Below are 22,630 nucleotides of genomic sequence, written 5' to 3' on the forward strand. Positions count from 1 at the left end.
CTCACTGTATTCCCTATCAGCGGGCATCATACCCCCCGCACCCGCGACGGACCAGCCAACCGGACCCTCAACCCTGCATGGATCAACAAGGATCAACGGAGGCGCATCCGTGCATAATGAGGGGATGAACAACGCCTTCACCAACCGACTGAACAAGAACCTGCGCCACTGGAGCAAATGGGCCCGCCGGCGCGGGATCGAGTGTTTCCGTGTCTACGACCGCGACATCCCTGAATGCCCCGTGGCCATCGACGTGTACGCGGGAGTGCCCCATGTGCATGTGTACGAGACCCGCTGGGAGGCGGATGATGCCGAATATGGCGCCTGGTTGAGGCAGGTACGCGATCAGGTAGCCGAGACCTTTCAGGTGGACCCGACAAGGCTCGCCATGAAGGTGCGACGGCGCCAGAAGGGCCAGGCCCAGTACGAAAAGACCGGGCTCGAAGGCCAGGAGATGATCGTCCACGAGGACGGCCTGGCCTTCTCGGTGAACCTGCATGCCTACCTGGACACCGGCCTGTTCCTGGATCATCGACAGACGCGGGCCATGGTGCGCGAACGCAGCCGGGGCAGGCGGTTTCTGAACCTCTTTGCCTACACCGGCAGTTTCACCGTGCATGCCGCCGCTGGCGGCGCCAGTGAAAGCCTGAGCCTGGACATGTCCCGCACCTACCAGGACTGGTCACGGCGCAACCTGGAACTCAACCACATCGACCCCACCCAACATCGCCTGGAGCAGGTGGACGTGATGCAGTGGATGGAAGCGGCGCCGACCCTGGGGCCACGCTATGACCTGATCGTGCTGGACCCACCCTCGTTCTCCAACTCCAAGCGCATGGACGCCACCCTGGACGTGCAGCGGGATCATCCCTGGATGATCAACCGCTGCCTGGGCCTGCTCAGCCCAGGCGGCGAGCTGTTCTTCTCCAACAACCGCCGGGGTTTTCGGCTTTACGAGGACGAACTGGCCCCCTGCGAGGCCCGGGAGATCACGGCCCAGACCGTGCCGGAGGATTTTCGGCGCAGCCGCCCGCATCGTTGCTGGCTGATCACCCGCCCCAGCGCCTGAGGGGCGCGCCTACCGACGCCGCCCCGTCAGTGAGCCCAGCAGGCCCCGGACGATCTGACGACCGAGCTGGGTGCCGATGGCCCGGGCGGTGCTCTTGGCGGTGGCGGTCACCAGGCTGTCACCCCGCCGGGCCGGGGCCCGACCCTGGCGACGCGTCTGGGCGGCCCGCTGCGTACTGGCCTCCACCGTGGCGTCGCTCAGGGCCGCCTTGGCCTGTTGTTCCAGGATCTGATAGGCCGACTCGCGGTCCACCGGTGTGTCATAGGCCCCTGCCAGGGGGGACTGCTGGATCAGGCTGCGACGCTCCGCATCACTGAGCGGCCCCATCCGGCTGGCCGGCGGGCGGATCAGGGTACGTTCCACCGGTGTGGGCTGGCCCTGCTCATCCAGCACCGACACCAGGGCCGATCCGGTACTGAGCTCCATGATCACCTGCTCCGTGTTCAGCTTGGGGTTGGCCCGGAAGGTTTGCGCCGCCGTGCGCACGGCCCGCTGATCCCGCGGCGTGAAGGCCCGCAGGGCATGCTGGATGCGATTGCCCAGCTGCCCCAGCACCGGCTCGGGCAGATCCAGCGGGCTCTGGGTGACAAAGTACACCCCAACCCCCTTGGAGCGGATCAGCCGCACCACCTGCTCGATGCGATCGGTGAGCGAGCGGGGGGCATCCTTGAACAGCAGATGCGCCTCGTCGAAGAACATCACGAAGCGGGGCTTGTCCGCATCCCCCACCTCCGGCAGTTGCTCGAACAATTCCGAGAGCAGCCAGAGCAGCAGCGTGGAATACACCAGAGGGCTGCTGCGATACAGGCGCTCGGCGTGCAGGATGTTGACCACGCCCCGCCCCTGCTCATCGGTTTGCAGGAAGTCCTCCAGGGTCACCGCCGGCTCGCCGAAAAAGCCGTCCGCCCCCTGGGATTCCAGATTCAGCAGGGCCCGCTGAATGGCACCGATGCTGGCCGGGGCGATATTGCCGTAATCGCGGGAGAGCGCCTGTCGCTGTTCGCCCACCCAGCCCACCATGGCCCGCAGATCCTTCAGGTCCAGCAGCAGCCAGCCCTTGTCGTCGGCCACCCGAAACACCAGTTGCATCAGACCGCTCTGGGTCTCGTTCAGGTTCATCAGGCGGGACAGCAGGGTCGGCCCCAGGTCCGCCACGGTCAGGCGCAGGGGGTGACCGTGCTCGCCAAACACATCCCAGAAGACCGTGGGCGCTCCGTGCATCTCCAACTCGTCCAGGCCCACCTGGGCCGCCCGCTCCCGCACCCGGTCGCTGAGTTCACCCGGGGCGGCGATCCCGGAGAAATCCCCCTTGATGTCCGGCACGAACACCGGCACGCCCAGGTCCGAGAAGGACTGGGCCAGGGTCTGCAGGGTGATGGTCTTGCCGGTGCCGGTGGCACCGGCGATCAATCCATGACGGTTGGCCATGCGCGGGGTGATGGCCACGGGGCGGCCATCGGCCGCGCCAATCAACAGCGGGTGAGCATTCACACATCGTCTCCTTGATCATGTTGCACGTAGATGAGGTCATCCACATCGAAACCCAGTTCCCGGGCCTGTTCCACCAGTGAGTCCACGATCTCCTCGTCCAGGTCCGGCGAGCGGGCCAGGATCCACAGGTAGGAACGGGTCGGGCCGCTCACCATGGCGTACTGGTAGTCCTCATCGTCCAGGGCGATGAGGTTGTAGCCACCGTAAAACGGCCCGAAGAACGACACCTTCAAGCGGCCCACGTTGGGTGATTCGATGAACCGGGCCACACCTCGGGCCTCACGCCATTCCTCCTTGTCCGGATGATAACCCCGGTTGACCACCCGGATGGAACCATCGTCCCGCAACTCATAATGGGCGGTCACGTTGGTGAGATCCCGTTCAAACGAGTGATCCAGACGCGCAATGGAATACCAGGTCCCCAGATAGCGCTCCGGCTCCAGGTTCTGGACGGGTTTCACGCCATCGGGGATGCCGGTGCAGCCGGTCAGCACCAAGAATAGGGCCAGGGCGGGCAACAGCCAATAGGGGGAACGCACGAAAAGCCGGGGCATCAATCAACCTCCTGATGAGAGCCTAAGGCTCAAACAACAACCGATATGGGTGCGCATCGAACAAGGCCTCGATCCGATCGATGCGCCCTCCCTCCACGTGCACCCACTGCACCAGATCCACGGCCATTTTCTCCGATAACTGCACATGAAACACCAGAAAATGACACACGTCCGGCCCGTCCACGAAAGCGCGGCGAACCTCGATACGCTGCACGATGCTGCCACTGAGCGACATGTGCGCAACGAACGCATCGGCATCGGAAAACCGCGAGATGGGGCTCTTGTAGACAAAGTCCTCGTTCGACAGCAAGGCGCGGGCGGTGTCGTAGTCATGGGCCTCAATGGCCCCAAGATACTGCATCGCCAGGGTCTGGGGATCACTCATCGCAGGTCCTTATGGGGTCACGGCGTCTACTCACCGCCGGGCTGGTGTACCCGACCGCTCAAGCCACCTGCCGGAACATGGGCTCCGGGGCTGGCCGATCCACTGCGGCGAACACCTCTGCCAGGCGGTCACGGGCCTCACCGGGTTCCAGGCGAGCCGATTCCCCGCCCCGTGCGGCTTCATCGCGGCGCTCAGCCATCTCTTCCTGGCGTTCGGCGGCCAGTTCGCGGCGTGCTTCGGCCTCCATCATTCTTGCCTGGGAGGCCACACGGTAATCCTGGGGGGAGGGGTCGACGGGCGCCATGGCCGCACTGAACACCACCCGCGCCTTGGCAATGGCCTCTTCCGGGTCGGCCGGCCGCGAGGTATCGATGGAGACCTCGCCGCCCACCGCATAACGGCGACCATCGGGGCCCATCTCATAGTCATAGCTGGGGGCCGCCGTCACATATTGGCCGCCGGCAGCCACATGGGCCTGCTCGTGGGCACGCACGGCACGATCCCTCTGCTGCAACTCGCGTACTACCCGTTCCTCCTCGGGGGTGAGTTCCAGCGGGTTGCGATCGGCCTCGGGACCCGCCTGCTCCCCCTCCTCTGCCTCATCCACGGGCGCGAGCGCGTCCCCCTCCTCCAGCTCGGTGTCTGAAGGCGGCAACTCACGCTGTGCATCGGGCCGGATCATGGGCCCGAATGCCGCCACAGGGGCGACGCTGCCATCAATCATCATGACCTGCCCGAGAGGGCCTCGTCAGCCAACAGTCTTTAGGACGCTAGCCCTGGCCATCAAGGGTGTCAAGGGCAGGTGACGTAGGGCCCGCATGAGGGCTGCCACGACCGATCATGCGGGTTCAACGGTGGAGGCAGCCCCAGCGGATGCGTTATAAATAGGCGCCGACTGCATCCAAGAACACCCCTACGCAGCCAAGGAGTCCAGGTTGAACCTCACACGCCAGACGCTCGCCCGTGTTCTGCTGTTACTGCTGACAGCCGTGCTCATCCTGCCCATGCCCGCGCTGGCCGACTCTCCTTCCGGAGACAGTCGCCTGGCCGATATTCTCGAGGACGACCAGGCCCGTGCGGCACTGATCGCGGAGCTGCGGCGCAGTGCGGCGGAGGCGGATGCCGTGCAGCCCGAGGAGACAGAACCCGCCGTCTCGCTGCCGGGCCGGGTGGCACAACTCACCCAATCCCTGGCCGAGGGGACCGTTGAGGAGGTGGAGGCTGCCCTGCAGTCCGGTCGCGAGGCCTGGCAACAACTCATGACGGCAGACCTCATGGATCTGACCCTGCAGGTGGGGCTGCTGGCCGGCCTCATCGCCGCCACCCTGGTCACCCTGTGGCTGCTCTCCTGGCTGGCACGATTCGCCTACCGGGGCCTGAACGGGTACGCGTTCTCCCGCACCGGCACGGTTGGCATCATCCGCCGCGGTGTGGCCATCATTTCCTCCCTGATCATCGATGTGGCCACTGTCCTGCTGGCCTGGCTGACGGGCTATGCCATTGCCCTGTTCGTACTGGGCACATCGGGCGAGATGACCGCCCAGGAAACTCTTTTCCTCAACGCCTTCCTCATCGTGGAGTTGTTGCGCGCGGCCATCCGTCTGGTCTTCTCCAAGCGCTGGCCCGGCCTGCGACCCGTGCCCCTCACCGACGAGGAGGCCGCCTACTGGACCGCCTGGACCACGCGCATGGCGGCCTTTCTGGGATATGGCCTGCTGTTCGTGGTGCCGGTCGTCAACCAGACCGTGACGCCGGAACTGGGCCGCGCCGTGGCCCTGATCATCATCTTCATGGCCTTCCTCAAGGGTGTGGCCCTGGTGATGCAGAACCGCAAGCGTGTCAAGGATCGTCTGATCACCCTGGCGGAACGGATGGAAACCGGCTTTGCCCAGATCAGCCTGAACCTGGTGGCCAAGACCTGGCACGTGATCGCCCTGGTGTATCTGGCCGCCATTCTCGGCACCGCCGTGCTCTTCCCGGAACAGGCCCTGCCCTTCATGCTGGCGGCCACCTTTCAGACCCTGATCGCCGTGGCGGCGGGCATTGGCCTGTCGGCGTTTCTCACCCGGGTGATCCTGCGTCGCATCCAGTTGCCCGAGGATACCCGGACCAAGTTCCCGCAACTGGAAGAGCGGCTGAACGCCTACATCCCCATGAGCCTTAAGATCACCCGGTTCACCATCCTGGCCATCGTGGCCGGTGTGATCCTGGATGCCTGGACCCCCTTCAGCCTGGCTGGGTGGGTGGCCTCGGACAGTGGCACCCTGATCATCGGCAAGATCGTCGCCGTGGCCTTGATCATCGCCTTTGCCATGCTGCTTTGGCTGGTGATCGCCAGCTGGATCGAATTCAAGCTCAACCCGGCTGCAGGTGACGGCGAACCCAATCCACGCACGCGCACCCTGCTGACCATTTTCCGCAATGCCATCGCCATTGCCCTGATCGTGATGACGGTGATGGTGGTTCTGGCAGAGATCGGCATCAACATCGGCCCGCTGATCGCCGGTGCCGGCGTGCTGGGCCTGGCCATCGGTTTCGGGGCCCAGAAGCTGGTCCAGGATGTGATCACCGGCGTCTTCATACAGTTGGAGAATGCGGTGAACGTGGGGGATGTGGTCACCGCCGGGGGCATGACCGGCACCGTGGAACGCCTCACCATCCGTTCCATGGGGCTCAGGGACCTCTCCGGCACCTATCACCTGATGCCCTTCTCCTCCGTGGACGCCGTTTCCAACTACATGCGCGACTTCGGCTATCACGTGGGCGAATACGGCGTGGCCTACCGGGAGGATACGGATCAGGTGATCGCCCGCCTGCGGGATGCCTTTGCGGAACTGCGCAGCATGCCGGAGGTGGCCCCCAATGTCCTGGGCGACCTGGAGGTGCACGGCGTCACCGCCCTGGCCGACAGCTCGGTGAACGTGCGGGTGCGCATCAAGACCGCACCTGGCATGCAGTGGGCCGTGGGTCGCGAGTACAACCGCCTGGTCAAGCGCCATTTCGACGCCGCCGGCATCGAGATCCCGTTCCCGCACATGACGCTGTACTTTGGCGAAGACAAGGCCGGCCAGGCACCGCCGGCCCGGATCCTGCTGGAGGAGGACGGCACCGATCACGAGGACGCCACCGCGCCACCGCGGATCTCCCGTTTCCGTTCCCGCTCCAACCCCAAGTTCAAGGGGGACTTCGACGAAGGCGAGGAATAAACAGGGTCTCGCGTTCATTCATGTGCCGTTCAGGGAACAAGGCGAATAATGGCCCCGAAGCCTGGAGAAATGATCCGGGCCAAACGACACAGCCATTCGCCTCGATGCGAGAAGGAGCACACCATGAAGACCCTGAGCAACAACGTGAGCCGCCGCCGTTTCCTGCAGTTCGGTGCCTATGGCCTGGTGGCCGTGCCCCTGGCCGGCCTGGGCTGGACCACCGCCGCGCAGGCCGGCATGGAACGTCTGGACCCGGAGTCCGATTCCGCCCAGGCCCTGGCCTACACCCATGATGCGGGCACAGTGGATCATCCCCAGTTCAAGGAGGGCAGCAACTGCCTGAACTGCATGCTCTACTCCGACCCCAATGCCAAGGAATGGGGCCCCTGCGCGGTGTTCCCGGGCAAGCATGTGGCCGCCGAAGGCTGGTGCACCGCCTGGGTGGCCCGCTGATCCGGGGATAGTGCCCTCCGCTCCCCCTCATCCCCGACCCTTCTCCTTTGAGGGGAGAAGGGCGCCAAATGAGAGGCTCCCGCCTGCGACGGGGAAGGCAGTCATGAAAATGAAAGCCCCTCTCCCGCTTGCGGGAGAGGGGTTGGGGTGAGGGCATGAAAAAACCCCAGAAATTCCTCCCCCATTGAGGAATCATGTAGACTTGCGGGCTGTCGCCCGCGTTGCCGCGCCGTCGGTCGCCGGGCTCCGTCGTCCCACAGACAGATTGAGCAGCAGATCATGGCATCGACCGAACGTCTTCTCCTGAGCGGCAACGAAGCGGTGGCCCTGGCCGCCCTGCATGCCGGTGTCAAACTGGGAACCGGTTACCCCGGCACTCCCTCCACCGAAATCCTCGAGGCCTTCGACCTGATCGGCGGCCCGGCCCAGTGGGCGCCCAATGAGAAGGTGGCCCTGGAAGTGGCCCTGGGCGTGTCCTTCGCCGGGGCGCGCAGCCTCACCACCATGAAGCACGTGGGCGTGAACGTGGCCGCCGACCCCCTGTTCACCGCCGCCTACATCGACATGACCGGCGGCCTGGTGCTCGTTTCCGCCGATGACCCGGGCATGGCGTCCAGCCAGAACGAGCAGGACAACCGCCATTACGCCCGCGCCGCCATCGTCCCCATGCTGGAACCGGCCGATGCCCAGGAGGCCTATGATTTCACCCTGGCCGCCTTTGAACTTTCCGAACGCTGGAAGGTGCCGGTGATCCTGCGCATGACCACGCGCATCTGTCATGCCAAGACCGAGGTCCGCCCCGGACCCGAGCGTCCCTCCAGTATCCAGCCCGGCTATGAACGCGACATCCCCGGCCGGGTGATGATCCCCGCCTATGCCCGGCCCGCGCACCACAAGGTGCGCGCCAAGATGGAAGAGATCGCCCAGTGGAACGAGCAGAGTGATCTCAACCGGATCTACCCGGGTGACCGCTCCCTGGGCATCATCGCCTCGGGCGTGGCCGTGATGCATGCCCGCGAGGCGGCCCCCGAGGCCACCATGCTGGCCCTGGGACTCACCTGGCCGCTGCCCATGCAGCGCATCAAGGAGTTCGTTGCCAGCGTGGATCGCTGCGTGATCATCGAGGAGGGCGACCACCTGCTGTACGAGGCCCTGAAGGTGGAAGGGCTTGACGTGGAAGGCAAGCCGGAGATGTACCGCTTCAGTGAGCTGAACGTGCCCCGGGTGCGCCGCATCCTCTCCGGCGACACCACCCCCGAGGCCAAACCACCGCGGGGCAAGCCGCCTGAGCTGTGCAAGGGCTGCTCCCACCGGGAGGTCTTCGAGGCCCTGAGCCGTATGGACTGCATCGTCGCCGGCGACATCGGCTGTTACACCCTGGGCGTGCTGCCCCCCTTCGAGGCCATGGACACCTGCGTGTGCATGGGCGCCGCCATCGGCGTGGGTCTGGGATTGCGCCACACCCTGCCCGATGACCAGGCCCGGCGCGTGGTCAGCGTGATCGGCGATTCCACCTTCGTCCATTCCGGCCTGACGGGTATCGCCGAGATGGTGTACAACCCGCCGCCGACGGGGCATGTGGTGCTCATCGTCGACAACAGCACCACCGCCATGACCGGCCGCCAGGAGCATCCCGGCACCGGGCGCAGCCTGAACCACGAACCCGCCAACAAGATGGATTTCGCCGCCGTCTGCCGCGCCATGGGCGTGAAGAACGTGGAAGTGGTGGATCCTCAAAAACCGGATGAGGACTTCGAGGGCCGCCTGCGGGCCATGATGGAAAAGGACGAGCTCTCCGTCATGATCGCCGAGCGCCCCTGCATCCTGGCGGCGCCGCTGATCCGCAAGTTCGAGAAGGCCCAGGAGGAGAAGCAGGCCCAGTGCGCCGCCGCCATGACGGACTGATCCGTCGCGACGCATCCCGGCTTTCTTCCATACTTACCCAAAGAATTCAGAGGATCAGCAATGGCTGTCACCAATATCGTACTTGCCGGCCTGGGGGGCCAGGGCGTGGTCAAGGCATCGGATCTGCTCTCCACCACCGCCTTCAATGCCGGTTTCGAGGTCAAGAAGAGCGAAGTGCATGGCATGAGTCAGCGGGGTGGCTCGGTCACCAGCGACGTGCGTTTCGGGGAGAAGGTACTGAGCCCCATGGTGCCCATGGGCGAGGCGGACTTCCTGCTGGTGTTCGAGTCCAGCCAGGTGGACATCAACCGGGGCTGGCTCAAGCCCGGTGGCGTGCTCATCGCCCCCGAGGCCATTCCCGAGGGCGCCCTGCGCAACCGCAAGAGCCTGAACGTGGCCATCCTGGGGGCCCTGTCGGTGATGCTGGACTTCGATGAGGACCAGTGGATCCGCTCCATCCATACCTGTCTTGCCGAAAAACTGCACACGGTCAACGAGCAGGCCTTTGCCCTCGGGCGTGAAGTGGGACAAAAGATGGGCCGCGCGAAAGAGACCGAGGGGGTTTAAATGCTCAAAGAACGCTGGAACGATGTGGAAGGTGGCTTCCATCCGGCCAGTGCGCCGGATTTTCTGCCCGAGGACAAACTGCGCGAGGTGCAGCTCAGACGCCTGCGGGCCGTGGTGAAGCGCGCCTACGACAACGTGGAGCTGATCCGCACGCGGATGCAGGAAAAGGACATGGCGCCCGAGGACATCAAGCAGTTGTCCGATGTCGCCCACCTGCCCTTCACCACCAAGCTGGATCTGCGCGACACCTACCCTTTTGGTCTGTTTGCCAGCCCCATGAGCGACATCGTGCGCCTGCACGCTTCCTCCGGCACCACCGGCAAGCCCATCGTGGTGGCCTACACCCGGGAGGACCTGGAGGTCTGGGCCGAGGTGATGACCCGTACCTTCGCCTCCTGCGGTCTGCACCGGGGCGATGTGGTACAAAACGCCTTCGGCTATGGCCTGTTCACCGGTGGCCTGGGTGCCCACTACGGGGCCGAGTCCCTGGGGGCCACGGTGATTCCGGTCTCCGGCGGTAACACCGAACGCCAGCTGATGGTGATGAAGGACTTCTCCGTCACCGCCATGTGCGCCACGCCCAGCTATTTCACCCACATCATCGAACGTGCCCACGACATGGGCATGGACATGCGCGACCTGCCGCTGCACACCGGCATCTTCGGGGCCGAGCCCTGGAGCGATGCCATGCGCACCCATATCGAGGAAGGTGCCGGCATCAAGGCCTACGACATCTATGGCCTGTCCGAGATCATCGGCCCCGGCGTGGCCAGTGAATGCTCGGAGCAGAACGGCCTGCATGTTTTCGAGGATCATTTCTATCCCGAGATCATCGACCCGGAAACCGGCGAGCCGCTGCCCGATGGCGAGGAAGGGGAACTGGTGCTCACCACCCTGAGCAAGCAGGCCATGCCCATCATCCGCTACCGCACCCGGGATATCACCCGCATCATCCCCGAGACCTGCCCCTGCGGACGCACCACGCGGCGCTTCCGCCGCGTGGGTCGGCGCTCCGACGACATGTTCATCATCCGCGGCGTCAACGTCTTCCCTTCCCAGGTGGAGGCCGCGCTGCTGCAGGTGGAAGGCACCCTGCCCCACTACCAGATCATCCTCACCCGCGAAAACGGGCTGGATCAGATGGCCGTGGAGGTGGAAGTCACGCCGGAGGTGTTCAGCGACAAGGTCCGGGCCCTGGAGGATGTGCGGGCCGCCCTGGCCAAGGCCATCGAGCACATCGTGGGCATCCGTGTCGGCCTGCGCCTGGTGGAACCGCGCACCATTGCCCGCAGCGAGGGCAAGGCCAAGCGGGTGATCGACAACCGTTCGCTGTAAGTCGTCACAGGAGCATCACATCCCATGAAGCTGCAACAGCTTTCCGTCTTTCTGGAAAATCGCCCGGGACACCTGGCCGAACCCCTGGAACTGCTGTCCCGACAGGGCATCAACCTGCTCAATCTCTCGCTGGCCGACACCGCCGAGTTCGGGATCCTGCGCATCATCGTGCGCGACTGGCAGAAGGCCGAACAGGTCCTCAAGGAGGCCGGCTGGGTGGTCAAGCTCACCGAGGTGGTGGCCGTGGACGTGGAAGATCGTCCCGGCGGTCTCGCCGAAGTGCTGCAGGTGGCCGGACGGGCGGACCTCAAGATCGAATACATGTACGCCTTCCCGCTGCGCCGTAATGACCGCGCTGCCTTGATCTTCCGGTTCGAACAGCCGGATCGAGCCATCGCGCAATTGAAGGGTGCCGGCATTCATCTCATCGAGGCGGAAGAACTCTTCGCCGCCGTGGAATGAACCCAGCCCCATGAAACTGCCCTTCAAGGAACATGCGCTGCGCCGTGCCCTCAACGGTGAGTTGCACGCCCGTACCTTCGAGCCCACCCAGGCGCCGGCACGGGTGTCGCACCTGGCGTTTTTGTGCGGCGAACGGGGCAGCGGCATCAACACCCGCCACCTGCACCGTCTGCTGGAGCACTTCGGTGCACCCATTCCGGAGCAGGTGGGGCAGTACCATGTGGCGAATCTCGGGGATATCCGGCTGCATTGGGAACGGCACACGGAGTTTGTCACCTATACCTTCACTCACTGCGGCCCATTCACACACCCATTCGACCATCCGGTCATCGAGCGCCTGCCGAGCAACTGGCTGGAGAACTCCCCCGGTGAGTTGATTGCCGCCGTCACACTGGCCATGGATTCCGCCGACATGCCCGAGCGCAGCCTGGATGAAATCTCCGGGTTGTTTGGTGGCAATATCCTCATCGGTTCCGAGGTGGTGGGTGGCAAGGGCCGGGCCTGGTCGGACCTGCGTATCCATTCGGATGGCTTTGCCCGGATCCTGCTGCGCAACGATAACCTCACCGATGCCCAGGCCGGGCGGCTGATCAAGCGCATCCTGGAAGTGAACGCCTATCGGGCCATGTCACTCATGGGACTGCCCATGGCCCGCAAGGCCAGCCGTTCCCTGGGCACCGCCGACCGCCGCCTGGCCGAACTGGCGGCCCGCATGACCGAACAGAACAGCCACAACTCCGGCGAAACCCAGGGGGAACTGTTGGCGGACCTCACCCACCTGGCCTCCCAGATCGAGGCCGTGGCCGCCCAGACCACCTACCGTTTCGAGGCCTCCCGGGCCTATTACCGGGTGGTGCAGCAGCGTCTTCAACAATTGCGTCAGCAGCGCATCGAGGGGCTGCAGACCTTCACGGAATTTCTCGAGGCCCGACTGGCACCGGCCGTAGCCACCTGCGAGTCTGTGGGTGACCGGCAACGGGGGCTGGCCGAGCGGGCAGCGCGCTTGACCGCCCTGCTGCGGGCCCGTGTGGAGGTGAGCCTGCAGGCCCAGAACCGCAACCTCCTGGAATCCATGGACCGTCGTGCCAGCCTGCAACTGCGGCTGCAGGACACCGTGGAGGGGCTGTCCGTGATTGCCATCAGCTACTATGGCGTGGGCCTGGTGGGTTATGCCCTCAAGGGTCTGGAGAGTCAGGGCGTGCCCATCAGCCCGGCCCTGGGGATGGGTCTGGCCACCCCGCTGGTGGTCTTCAGCGCCTGGATGTTCCTGCAGCGGGTGAAGCGACGCATCCTCGGAGACGAAAAGAGCGAACACTGAAACGCGGTTGCCGGGATAAACGTCCCGGTGGAAGGTTGACCCCCATCAACGGCGTCCACCTGGCGCACGTGGCATCATACTCGCGAAGCACGGCCCACCATGCGCGAAGGGAACCCCTTATCGGCCCAAACAGCCGGCGCATCCATCAGGGATGGATGACGATCAAGTTGCGGCTGTCACTGCCGATATACTGAGCCGGACACGAAAAATCCTGCCAAGGGTCTGGCAGCCAACGGGGAATCGCAATGCGACGCATTTCTGACCTACCGATATGGGTCCGCCTGGTAGGTGCCATGGGACTGATACTCCTGCCCGCCTGGGCCGGCATGATCCTGTGGGCCATCCACGAGCAACGCAGTACCGCCATCGAGCAGGCAGAAGGCTTCTCGTCCACCATTCACGAGATGACCATGGCAGGCCTGACCACCATGATGATCACCGGCACCACCCATCGGCGGGAGGAATTCCTCGAGCAGATCGTCGAACTCCAGAGCGTCACCGACCTTCGCGTCCTGCGCGGCGAACCGGTCTCCAGGCAGTATGGGGAGGGCACGGAACACGAACGTCCGCAGGACGCGGTGGAGCGGCGCGTACTCGAGACCGGCGAGCCCCATATCCGGCTTGCGGAAGACCGCAGTACCCTGAGGGCCGTCCTGCCGGTTTACAACGAACGTGAATACCTGGGCAAGAACTGCACCTCCTGCCATGCGCTGGCCGCCGAGGGAGACGTGCTTGGTGCCACGAGCATGCAGATCCGCCTGGATGATGTGAACACGGCCGTACAACGTTTTGGCTGGAGCATCACCCTGCTGGCCATCCTGGTGAGCATCCCGGTGCTGGTATTCCTGTTCCTGTTCGTGCGCCGTTTCGTCACGCGCCCCCTCAACGACATGACCCGGGGGCTCAAGGGTATCGCTGAAGGAGATGGTGATCTCTCCCATCGCCTGCAGGTCAAGGGCAACGATGAGATTGGTGAAGCCTCCCAGGCCTTCAACGCCATGATGGACAACTTCCGCGACCTGATCAGCCGGGTGCTGGACTCCACCGCTCATCTGGCCCGGGCCGCTTCGGACCTGGCCGCCATCACCGAGCGCACCGATGCCGGTGTGAGCCGGCAGCGCTCGGAGGTGGACCAGTTGGCCACCGCAATGAACGAGATGAATGCAACGGCCCAGGAGGTGGCCCGCAGTGCCCAGCAGGGGGCCGATGCCACCCGTGACGCCCATGGCGCAGCCATGGGGGGCAAGGACGTGGTGGCCGGCACCATGGATCGCATCGAAAAACTGGCTGAAGAGGTGCAGCGAGCCGCCGATGTCATCCGTGACCTGGACAAGGACAGTGAACAGATCGGCAAGGTGCTGGACGTCATCCGCGGAATTGCCGAACAGACCAACCTGCTGGCCCTGAACGCGGCCATCGAGGCCGCCCGCGCCGGCGAGGCCGGGCGCGGATTCGCTGTGGTGGCCGATGAGGTGCGTTCACTGGCCACCCGCACTCAGAGCTCCACCCAGGAGATTCAGGAGATGATCGAGCGCCTGCAGCAGACCAGCCAGCGCGCCGTGGTGGTGATGGAGGAGAGTCGGCAGTATGCCCAGTCCAGCCGCGACAGCGCCGCCGAGGCGGGTCACTCCCTGGATTCCATCACCCAGGCGGTGAGCACCATCAACGACGTGAATACGCAGGTGGCCAGTTCAGCCGAAGAGCAGAGCGCCGTGGCCGAGGAGATGAACCGGAACGTGACCAGCATCTCCGATGCCGCCGAGGAGAACGCTCAGGGCGCGAGGGAAACCACCCACGCCTCCGAGCAACTGTCTCGACTGGCCAATGAACTTCAGGATCTGGTGGGCCGCTTCAAGGTGTGAGAACACCACGGCCCCGTGCCCATCACCCTGGGATGGCCAGGCCATCCCAGGGTTTTTTTAATGCTCCGACATGTCCACGATGGCGGAAACGATGTCGTTCATGGTGACAAGGCCCGCCAGTTCATTATCGTTCAGCACGACAATGCGACGAATGCGCTGCAGGACCATCAGCCTCGCCACATGCTTCACCTCCATCTCCGCCGGCACGGTGATGACGGGTTTGGAGCACACGTCGTAGACATTGATGAGGTCAATGTCCCCCTCCTCCGCAACGATGGTACGCAAGATGGTGGTGTAGGTGATGATCCCATAGGCGTCATGGGCGTGTTGCTTGTCCACCACCAGGGACTTGACCCGATGGCGCTTCATTTCCTGCATGGCCTCGCGGATGGTGGCGAGCGGGGAAATCGTCGCCACGTTCTTGACCATGAGATCTTTAACCAGCATGAATAACCTCTGGGTAGTGTGAGAGGACGGCCGTGGGGCAACGGTCAGGTCTAAAGGTCATCCTTGATGCGTTCCTCAAAGCGCTCTACCTGACTCAGGTCGATACCCGCGATATGCTCCAGGGGTACCGTGAAGACCACGCCATGGGAGTGGGATTTCAATTCCAGCTCATCGCGCAGGGCCTTCATCACAGCCAGGGACAGCTTTTTCTCCAGCACGAAGACAAGCGCCGACTGACTGCCTTCATAGGTCAGCCCGAAGAAGGTCTTCTTCTCCTTGCCGCCGATACCCCGGGCATCGAGGATGGTCACGCCCCCTGCCCCCGCCTTGCGAGCCACGTCAATGGCCTTCTCTTCCAGGTTGTCGGCCAGGATGGCCACCAGTACGGCAAACTTCATGACGGTTGCTGCCTCCAGCGATTGGCGAGTTCAACGGCGATAGCATAGAGCATCACGCTGATGATCGGGAAGATCGACGCAAAGGCGATCAGACCAAAACCATCAATGAGCACATTGCGGTCCTCAATGTGGGTGGCCAGGCCTATGCCCAGGGCGGTCACCAGGGGCACGGTCACCTCCGAGGTGGTCACCCCACCCAGGTCGTAGGCCAGGGCGACAATATAGCGTGGCGCCAGCACGGTGAGCAGGATCACCACCGCGTACCCACCCATGATGTAGTAATGGATGGAGTCACCGACGATGATCCGGTGCACGCCCAGCGTGATCCCCACGGCCACACCCATGGCCACCAGCAGGCGGATGGTGTTGCCATTGAGCTTGCCCTTGCCCGCCTCCTGCGCCTTCTGACCAATGGCGATCAGGGCAGGCTCAGCCATGGTGGTGGCAAAGCCGATACTGAAGGCAAACAGATACACGAACAGGAAGCCATCCAGGGTGATCAACTGTTCCGCCATGCTGCGACCGATGGGGAACAGGCCCAGCTTCAAACCCACCACAAAGGCATAGAGGCCGAAGATGACCAGAACAAAACCGCCCATCACCTTGTGCACATGGGCGATGCCCTTGCGGATCACCAGATACTGAAAGAGCAGCACCACCGCAATGATGGGCAACACATCACGAAACATCACCAGCAGGTCCGTGAGCATGCCCAGCAACACGCTGCCCCCTACCCGGCTGACCACTTCGTCTTCCACCGCCTCGGCCAGGGGAGCTGCCCCTCGGACCATCTCCGGGTCCCCCAGGGTGTACACCACGATGCCATAGAGCTGCACGGCGATCATGGGCACCATCACCGCCAGGCCCACCAGCCCGAAGCCATGGGTGAGTGCGTTGCGTCCGCGAATGGAGACGGCAAGCCCGATGCCCAGGGCGGCGATCAGGGGTACGGTGACGATGTTGGTGGTCACGCCCCCGGAGTCGTAGGCCAGGCCGACGATCTCTTCGGGCGCGAAGAAGGTGATGATCACCACCAGCAGATAGCCGATGATCATGTACCAATGCAGGCTGTGCCCGAGGATGATGCGCACGATCCCCAGTGCCACCACCGCCCCCACGGATACCGCCACCAGCAGGCGTAGCACCAGGGCGCTGATATGGCCACCACTGATCATCTCCGCCTGACTCGCTACCGCGATCAAGGCCGGTTCGGCCACCACCGCTGCAAAGCCCAGGCAAAAACCAAAAATCATCAGCCACGCCAGGGAGCCCTTCTTGGCAAACTCGTTGGAGAGGTTCTTGCCGATGGGGAAGATCCCCATCTCCAGCCCCTGAAGGAACAGGGCCACACCCACCACCACGATCAGCAGGCCCACTGCCATGGGTAGCCAACCTTCGGGTACCTGCTGCATGACGGCAAACTGGAAGATCGCTACCACAATGATGATGGGCAGCAGGTTCCGGAAGGAGTGCTTGAGAAGCTCGTAGAATTCCTTGATCTGATTCAAGAGGCTGCGCTTTGGAAACGTGGGTTATGGTGTGTTGTTGTACCGCGAAGGATTTCCCCTTGAGAGCATACTGTAATTGCATGGCTCGACTCCATGCTGCACCTGCACGGACGCCTTACAGGCTCCATGCTTTGCGTTATGCTCACCGTCCTCCATCCTTGTATGACTTTCCAAACCATGACACTGCCTGTAACCGACCGCGCCATCCGCGAATCTGTCCGCATCGCCCTTGCCGAGGACGTCGGCCCCGGGGATCTGACTGCACAACTCATCCCGGAGAATGCCACCTGCCGCGCTCACGTGATCTGCAAGGAGACGGCCATCCTCTGTGGTCAGGCCTGGTTCGACGCCACCTTTGCGGCCCTCGACGGCGATGTCAGGGTGCAGTGGCAGGTGGCGGATGGTGACATCATCCCCACCGGTACCCGGCTGTGCACTCTCTCGGGCCCCTCCCGGGCCATCCTCACTGGCGAACGCACCGCCCTGAACTTCCTGCAGACCCTCTCGGCCACAGCGACCCGCACCCGTGAGTATGTGGAAGCGGTCGCTGGCACCCGGGCACACATCCTGGACACCCGCAAGACCCTGCCGGGGCTGCGCCTGGCCCAGAAATACGCCGTGACCTGCGGGGGTGGTCACAATCATCGTCTGGGGCTTTATGACGCCGTGCTGATCAAGGAAAACCACATCATGGCCGCAGGGTCCATCGCCGCAGCAGTGACGCGCGCCCGTGATCTGGGCGATCAGGTTCCGGTGGAAGTGGAAACCGAGACCCTGGACGAGGTGCGCCAGGCCCTGGAGGCAGGCGCGGACATCATCATGCTGGACGATTTCACTCTGGACGGCATGCAGGAGGCCGTGGCCCTGGTGAACGGAGCCTGCCTGCTGGAAGCCTCCGGCGGCGTGGACCTGGACAGCATCCGCGCCATCGCGGCCACCGGGGTGGACCGGATCTCCATCGGCGGTCTGACCAAGCATGTGCAGGCAGTCGACCTGTCACTGCGTCTGGAGGAGGAATAGAGGGGGGTCTCCACGGTCCCTCCCCCATCGGGAAGATGAGTTCGTGGCATAAAAGGCGTCCGCCCCCTTTTCTCTGCCCCCTTTCCTTTCTTGAAGTCACCCTTCCCGCTTGGCCCTCTCCCACAGCTCATCCAGAACCTCCAGCGGCTGATCTTCCACCGCGCGCCCCTCCCGGGCAAGGGTCTGCTCGATGAAGCGAAAGCGGGACTCGAACTTGCGATTGGTGCGCCGCAGGGCCGCCTCGGGGTCCACTTTCAGATGACGGGCCAGGTTGGTCACGGCGAACAGCAGATCCCCGACTTCGTCCTCCAGGCGATCATGCCCGGCACCGGCGGCCATCTCCTGGCGTACCTCATCCAGTTCTTCAAGGATCTTGTCCAGCACCGGTGCCGGGTTGTCCCAGTCAAACCCTACCCGGGCGGCACGCTTCTGGATCTTGGCGGCACGGCTGAGGCCCGGCAGGGTGCGGGCGATGCCGTCCATCTGGCTAGGCAGGGCCCTGGCATCATTGCCATCAGCGGGCGCGCCCTGGCCTGCGGCACGTTCCCGGGCCTTTTCCGCCTCCCAGGCGGCATGCTGGGCCTCCTCGGACTCGAACCGGGTGTCGCCAAAGACATGGGGGTGGCGTCGCACCAGCTTCTCCGCCAGCGTGGCGGCCACGTCCTGGAAGTCAAAACGGCCCTCTTCCTGGGCCATCCGTGAGTGAAACACCACCTGCAGCAGCAGGTCCCCCAGTTCACCGCGCAGTTCATCGAAGTCCCGACGCTCGATGGCATCGGCGACCTCAAAGGCTTCTTCAAGTGTGTGCGGGACGATGGAGTCGAAGGTCTGCTTCAGATCCCAGGCACACCCCCGCTGCGGATCCCGAAGGCGGGCCATGATGGCCAGCACTTCATCCATGGAGCCGACCTTGCAGGGTTTATCCGGCATGGCAGCGGGTCAGCGTCAGAAGTTGAAGCGAACCCCGAAATGGACGTGCTCATCCATCTTGTAATCGCGCCGCCGGTCCATGTCGGCCTCGAGATAGCGATAGCCGATGAAACCACGGGCACCCGGCGTGACCTCCAGTTCATAGCGGACCGATGCATCCAGAAGATCCCGGGCATCGCCGAAGGTGGTCACACGGGGACCGTAGTAAGCCTCGGCAGCCAGATACATGGGCATGTTGGCGGGAATGGTGTAGCGCACTTCCCCGCCCAGGGCCACGGACTGGAAACGATCGTCCGGCGTGTCGATAAAGCCGAAGTACGCCTTGCCACCCACACCGAAGGTCAGCGGCTGTTCGCCAGCGGGGACGCCGACCACGTTGAGGCCGGTGGTCAGCATGTAGTCGCTGTCGTCATTGAAGAACACCCCGAAGGAGAGATCCGCCCCACCAAAGCCGATCGCGGCGGAATCGGTGATGAAGGTGAACTGGGCCGTATCCTTGCTCAGATACGCATCCAGGGTATTGGACGCGGCTACGGGGGCAAGTCCCATCATCACGGCGGCCGTCAGTAGTCTGAGTCGCATGGTCATTCCTCGGCAATCAAGAAGGTGGTCGCGGTCGGGCCGCGCCGGGGGTGTTTCACTCGGCCTTGTCACGGTCGGGCTTGTCCTCCGAAGAAACCTCCCCCGGCGAGAGCAGCACCTGATTCTGGGGATCGTAGCGATCCTTGAGTTCGTCCTTGAGGGTCTTGGACCACATGGGCAGGCCCACGAAGTACCCGGCACGCCCGATCAAATGAGCGGCAATGGGGGCCGTGAGCACGATGAAGATGATGATCGCCGCCGCCCGGGCCGCCACGGCCACGTCACCGAAGAACTCCAGACCCACGGCAATCACCATCAGACCACCGCCGAGGGCGCCGGCCTTGGTGGTGGCGTGGAGGCGCATGGGCAGATCGGGCATGCGCAGCAACCCCAGGGCCGCCACGAACATGAAACCGGCACCAATCAACAGAAACAGGCTCACCACCACATCAGTCATGATGGACCCCTCCCCCCTTGGTGATCAGACGCGCAAAGCCCACCGCCGCCAGGAAGGCCGTCAGGGCCAGCACCATGGCCACATCCAGGAAGGCGGTCACGCCGCTGGACAGGGTGTACACAGCGATGAAGCCCACCGTGAGGGTGGCGATCATCTCCAGAGCCACCACCCGGTCGGGCAGACTCGGGCCGATCACCAGCCGTACGAAAGTCAGCCCCAGGGCGATACTCAGGATCACGTAGGACACAAAGATGGAGACCTCAAGCATGGTAGCCCCCCAGGGAATGGCATTGAGCGGGCAAGGCCGTCGTGGTTGCACGGATCATCTGAGCACCTCCAGGGCGCGGTGTTCCAGGTAGCGCAGACTCTTGACCACTTCGGCCTCGTCATCCAGGTACATCACGTGAATGTACAGCACCTTGCGGTCGCTGGAGACATCCAGGCTCAGGGTGCCCGGTGTCAGGGAAATCAGGTTGGCGACGATGGTGATCTCGCCATCGGTCCTGGCCTCCAGCGGAAAGGCGATCACCCCCGGCTTCATGTAATACGTGGGCGTCAGCACATCATAGGCCACCTTCAGGTTGGAGAGGATCAACTCCCACAGGAAGAAGCCGATGAAGCGGATTGTCCTGGGCACCTTGGTGGCATAGTTGGCGAAGGCCGGGATCCCGCGCAGAGCATAGGCAAGCACCAGATAGCCCAGCGCCAGGCCAATGAAAAGGTTGGTGCCGGTGAAACTGCCGGTGAACCCCATCCACAGCATGGCCAGCAGGATATTCCACGCCAGAGGTCCAATCATGACCGATCCCCCAATACCGCCTCAATGTAGATCTGCGGGTCAAGCAATTGATGCGCCGCCTGCTCTGCAATCAGATAGATGGGCTGAGCACCAAATCCAATGAACACCGTCATGGCGGCCATCACGGCGATCGTGCCGTACATGACGCCAGTTCCCTTGGGCCCGGGAGCCGGGCGGTTCGCATGCTCCTCGGGCTGCGCCTTCCAGAAGACTTCAGCCCAGATCTTGATCATGGAGTAGAGCGTCAGCAGACCCACCAGCAGAGCCACGAAGACGATCCACCAGGATTCAGCCTCCACACCGGCCCGGATCAGAATGAACTTGGCGAAGAAGCCCGACAGGGGCGGAATCCCCGCCAGCGACAGTGCCGGCACCAGGAACAGCAGACCCAGGATGGGGTGGCTGCGGTACATGCCCCCCAGTTCCTTGAGCTCATACGTGCCCTTGAGGCGATACACCAGGCCACTGACCAGGAACAGATTCGCCTTCACGATGATGTGGTGCATGATGTAGAAGACACCGCCCACCAGGGCCAGCGGCGTGAACAGCGCCAGCCCCATGATCATGTAGCCGATCTGGCTGATGATGTGGAACGACAGGATCCGCCGGAATTCATACTGGGCCGCCGCACCCAGCACGCCGGTGAGCATGGTGGCCCCCGCCACCCACAGGAGGATCTCGTGGGTGTAGCCCACATCCTGGGTGAAGATCAGCGTGAACACCCGGAACAGCGCATACACCCCCACCTTGGTGAGCAGGGCCGCGAACAGGGCAGAGACCGCCACCTGGGGTGTGTGATAGGAGGCCGGCAACCAGAAGAAGAACGGGAAGGCGCCCGCCTTGATGCCAAAAGACACCAGGAACATCATCGCAATCACGGTGATGAGGCCCGTGTCTTCCACATCCGCCAGCTTGTCGGCGATGTCCGCCATGTTCAGGGTGCCGGTGAGACCGTAAAGCAGACCGATGCCCGACAGGAAAATGGCGGACGACACCAGGTTGAGCGTGACGTACTTGATGGCGCCTTCCATCTGCGCGCGCTCGCCACCGAGAATGAGCAGCGCGAACGAGGCCACCAGCATCACCTCGAACCACACGTACATATTGAAGATGTCACCGGTGAGGAAGGCGCCGTTCACGCCCGCCAGCAACAGGTGCAGCAGCGGATAATAGCCGTAGTGCTCGTGGCGCTTGCTGATGGCCGTGAGCGAGTACACCGCTGTGGCCAGACCACTGATGGCCGCCAGGACCACCATGATGGCACCCAGCAGATCCGACACCAGCACGATGCCGAAAGGGGCCTGCCAGTTGCCCATGTGCATGACCAGCACGCCATCGCGCCAGGTGGCCAGCAGCAACCAGACTGCGGCGGCGAGCAGGGTACCGGTGCCCAGCACGCCGATGACGCGCTGCGCGGTGCGATAGCGCCAAAGCGCCAGTGATATCGCACCAAATAACAGCGGTAAGACAACCGGGAGCGCGACCTCGGGCCTCATGTGTCAGTATCCTTCATCTGGTCCATATCGTCGGCTTCCACCACCTCGTAGGCACGGTGGATGAGCACCACGGCGAATGCCAGCACGCCGAATCCGATCACGATGGCGGTGAGGATCAGGGCCTGGGCCAGCGGGTCGGCCACCACCCCCTCGGGTTGCGTCGCCCCCAGCGGCACCAGGGGCGGTGCCCCGCGCAGCATCCCTGCCTGGGTGAACAGCAACAGGTTGGCGCCATTGGAGAGCAGGATCAGCCCGATCACCAGCTTGACGATGGAACGGCGCAACATCATGTAGATGGCGGCGGCAAACAGCCCCCCCACCACGAAGGCCATCAAGGTTTCCATGTGCGCCCCCTTGCCCCCGATACGCGCCCGAGTCGGGCCGTC

24 protein-coding genes are annotated in these 22,630 nt (G+C 63.8%); 10 read left to right on the forward strand and 14 right to left on the reverse strand.

Going from position 1 to position 22,630, the window contains the following annotated elements; all coding sequences use genetic code 11:
- The first annotated feature begins 124 nt into the window (after positions 1–124).
- Positions 125–1,069 carry a class I SAM-dependent methyltransferase gene (locus LPW30_RS02725; protein WP_239680034.1) on the forward strand — a complete coding sequence of 315 codons (945 nt, stop codon included), beginning with the start codon at positions 125–127 and terminating at the stop codon, positions 1,067–1,069.
- Positions 1,070–1,078: 9 nt separating this feature from the next.
- Here the strand turns inward: LPW30_RS02725 and LPW30_RS02730 are convergent, their stop codons facing one another.
- The 4 genes from LPW30_RS02730 to LPW30_RS02745 are packed head-to-tail and all read right to left on the reverse strand — an operon-like array spanning position 1,079 to position 4,226.
- Complete coding sequence (locus LPW30_RS02730; RefSeq protein ID WP_238623628.1) at positions 1,079–2,560, reverse strand: helicase HerA-like domain-containing protein; 1,482 nt, start codon at positions 2,558–2,560, stop codon at positions 1,079–1,081.
- Positions 2,557–3,114: a lipocalin family protein gene (locus LPW30_RS02735; RefSeq protein ID WP_051582573.1), complete on the reverse strand. Its 558-nt coding sequence runs from the start codon at positions 3,112–3,114 to the stop codon at positions 2,557–2,559. The genes LPW30_RS02730 and LPW30_RS02735 overlap by 4 nt, the downstream gene beginning before the upstream one ends.
- A gap of 22 nt (positions 3,115–3,136) precedes the next feature.
- The gene (locus tag LPW30_RS02740; RefSeq protein WP_025282134.1) at positions 3,137–3,499 is read right to left on the reverse strand and encodes a nuclear transport factor 2 family protein; all 363 of its coding nucleotides are present in this window, start codon (positions 3,497–3,499) and stop codon (positions 3,137–3,139) included.
- Positions 3,500–3,557: 58 nt separating this feature from the next.
- Positions 3,558–4,226 carry a putative metalloprotease CJM1_0395 family protein gene (locus LPW30_RS02745; RefSeq protein WP_239680035.1) on the reverse strand — a complete coding sequence of 223 codons (669 nt, stop codon included), beginning with the start codon at positions 4,224–4,226 and terminating at the stop codon, positions 3,558–3,560.
- 277 nt (positions 4,227–4,503) lie between these two features.
- Between LPW30_RS02745 and LPW30_RS02750 the strand changes: the two genes are divergently transcribed.
- The 8 genes from LPW30_RS02750 to LPW30_RS02785 all read left to right on the forward strand — a co-directional run bounded on the left by LPW30_RS02750 (position 4,504) and on the right by LPW30_RS02785 (position 14,607).
- Positions 4,504–6,705: a mechanosensitive ion channel domain-containing protein gene (locus tag LPW30_RS02750; protein WP_051582596.1), complete on the forward strand. Its 2,202-nt coding sequence runs from the start codon at positions 4,504–4,506 to the stop codon at positions 6,703–6,705.
- A gap of 123 nt (positions 6,706–6,828) precedes the next feature.
- On the forward strand, positions 6,829–7,158 hold the full coding sequence (locus LPW30_RS02755; protein WP_025282137.1) for a high-potential iron-sulfur protein: 330 nt from the start codon (positions 6,829–6,831) through the stop codon (positions 7,156–7,158).
- 279 nt (positions 7,159–7,437) lie between these two features.
- Positions 7,438–9,063 (forward strand): thiamine pyrophosphate-dependent enzyme, encoded by a 1,626-nt coding sequence (locus LPW30_RS02760; protein WP_239680036.1) that lies wholly within the window; start codon positions 7,438–7,440, stop codon positions 9,061–9,063.
- 60 nt (positions 9,064–9,123) lie between these two features.
- Positions 9,124–9,630, forward strand: a complete 507-nt coding sequence (locus tag LPW30_RS02765; protein WP_025281867.1) for an indolepyruvate oxidoreductase subunit beta — start codon at positions 9,124–9,126, stop codon at positions 9,628–9,630.
- Complete coding sequence (locus LPW30_RS02770) at positions 9,631–10,965, forward strand: phenylacetate--CoA ligase family protein (protein ID WP_025281866.1); 1,335 nt, start codon at positions 9,631–9,633, stop codon at positions 10,963–10,965.
- Between the two features lie 24 nt (positions 10,966–10,989).
- Positions 10,990–11,427 (forward strand): amino acid-binding protein, encoded by a 438-nt coding sequence (locus LPW30_RS02775; protein WP_238623632.1) that lies wholly within the window; start codon positions 10,990–10,992, stop codon positions 11,425–11,427.
- Positions 11,428–11,437: 10 nt separating this feature from the next.
- Entirely contained in the window at positions 11,438–12,745 is a 1,308-nt protein-coding gene (locus tag LPW30_RS02780) for a DUF3422 family protein (RefSeq protein WP_025281864.1), read from the forward strand.
- 245 nt (positions 12,746–12,990) lie between these two features.
- The gene (locus LPW30_RS02785; protein ID WP_025281863.1) at positions 12,991–14,607 is read left to right on the forward strand and encodes a methyl-accepting chemotaxis protein; all 1,617 of its coding nucleotides are present in this window, start codon (positions 12,991–12,993) and stop codon (positions 14,605–14,607) included.
- Between the two features lie 57 nt (positions 14,608–14,664).
- On the opposite strand, the gene LPW30_RS02790 is transcribed toward LPW30_RS02785, so the two are convergent.
- From LPW30_RS02790 to LPW30_RS02800, 3 genes are read right to left on the reverse strand one after another with little or no spacing between them, the layout of a single operon-like run.
- Positions 14,665–15,054 (reverse strand): CBS domain-containing protein, encoded by a 390-nt coding sequence (locus LPW30_RS02790; protein WP_025282366.1) that lies wholly within the window; start codon positions 15,052–15,054, stop codon positions 14,665–14,667.
- A 50-nt stretch (positions 15,055–15,104) separates the two neighbouring features.
- The gene (locus LPW30_RS02795; protein ID WP_025282367.1) at positions 15,105–15,452 is read right to left on the reverse strand and encodes a P-II family nitrogen regulator; all 348 of its coding nucleotides are present in this window, start codon (positions 15,450–15,452) and stop codon (positions 15,105–15,107) included.
- Positions 15,449–16,960 carry a DUF1538 domain-containing protein gene (locus LPW30_RS02800; RefSeq protein ID WP_238623635.1) on the reverse strand — a complete coding sequence of 504 codons (1,512 nt, stop codon included), beginning with the start codon at positions 16,958–16,960 and terminating at the stop codon, positions 15,449–15,451. The genes LPW30_RS02795 and LPW30_RS02800 overlap by 4 nt, the downstream gene beginning before the upstream one ends.
- A 177-nt stretch (positions 16,961–17,137) precedes the next feature.
- On the opposite strand from LPW30_RS02800, the gene nadC reads away from it, so the two are divergent.
- Positions 17,138–17,980, forward strand: a complete 843-nt coding sequence (gene nadC / locus LPW30_RS02805; RefSeq protein WP_026623540.1) for a carboxylating nicotinate-nucleotide diphosphorylase — start codon at positions 17,138–17,140, stop codon at positions 17,978–17,980.
- A 96-nt stretch (positions 17,981–18,076) separates the two neighbouring features.
- Here the strand turns inward: nadC and mazG are convergent, their stop codons facing one another.
- The 7 genes from mazG to LPW30_RS02840 are packed head-to-tail and all read right to left on the reverse strand — an operon-like array spanning position 18,077 to position 22,588.
- Positions 18,077–18,880, reverse strand: coding sequence for a nucleoside triphosphate pyrophosphohydrolase (gene mazG / locus LPW30_RS02810; RefSeq protein ID WP_128572028.1), 804 nt, complete (start codon positions 18,878–18,880; stop codon positions 18,077–18,079).
- A gap of 45 nt (positions 18,881–18,925) precedes the next feature.
- Positions 18,926–19,492, reverse strand: a complete 567-nt coding sequence (locus tag LPW30_RS02815; RefSeq protein WP_025282371.1) for a YfaZ family outer membrane protein — start codon at positions 19,490–19,492, stop codon at positions 18,926–18,928.
- A 55-nt stretch (positions 19,493–19,547) separates the two neighbouring features.
- A complete protein-coding gene (gene mnhG / locus LPW30_RS02820; protein WP_025282372.1) occupies positions 19,548–19,949 on the reverse strand; it encodes a monovalent cation/H(+) antiporter subunit G in 402 nt (133 codons plus the stop codon).
- Complete coding sequence (locus LPW30_RS02825; RefSeq protein ID WP_025282373.1) at positions 19,942–20,217, reverse strand: monovalent cation/H+ antiporter complex subunit F; 276 nt, start codon at positions 20,215–20,217, stop codon at positions 19,942–19,944. The genes mnhG and LPW30_RS02825 overlap by 8 nt, the downstream gene beginning before the upstream one ends.
- A 54-nt stretch (positions 20,218–20,271) precedes the next feature.
- A complete protein-coding gene (locus LPW30_RS02830) occupies positions 20,272–20,748 on the reverse strand; it encodes a Na+/H+ antiporter subunit E (protein WP_025282374.1) in 477 nt (158 codons plus the stop codon).
- The gene (locus LPW30_RS02835) at positions 20,745–22,244 is read right to left on the reverse strand and encodes a Na+/H+ antiporter subunit D (RefSeq protein WP_238623638.1); all 1,500 of its coding nucleotides are present in this window, start codon (positions 22,242–22,244) and stop codon (positions 20,745–20,747) included. Before LPW30_RS02835 ends, LPW30_RS02830 begins: the two co-directional genes overlap by 4 nt.
- A complete protein-coding gene (locus LPW30_RS02840) occupies positions 22,241–22,588 on the reverse strand; it encodes a Na+/H+ antiporter subunit C (protein ID WP_025282376.1) in 348 nt (115 codons plus the stop codon). Before LPW30_RS02840 ends, LPW30_RS02835 begins: the two co-directional genes overlap by 4 nt.
- Positions 22,589–22,630: the final 42 nt, after the last annotated feature.

It is taken from the genome of Ectothiorhodospira variabilis, from assembly GCF_022227625.1.
Taxonomy (GTDB): domain Bacteria; phylum Pseudomonadota; class Gammaproteobacteria; order Ectothiorhodospirales; family Ectothiorhodospiraceae; genus Ectothiorhodospira; species Ectothiorhodospira haloalkaliphila.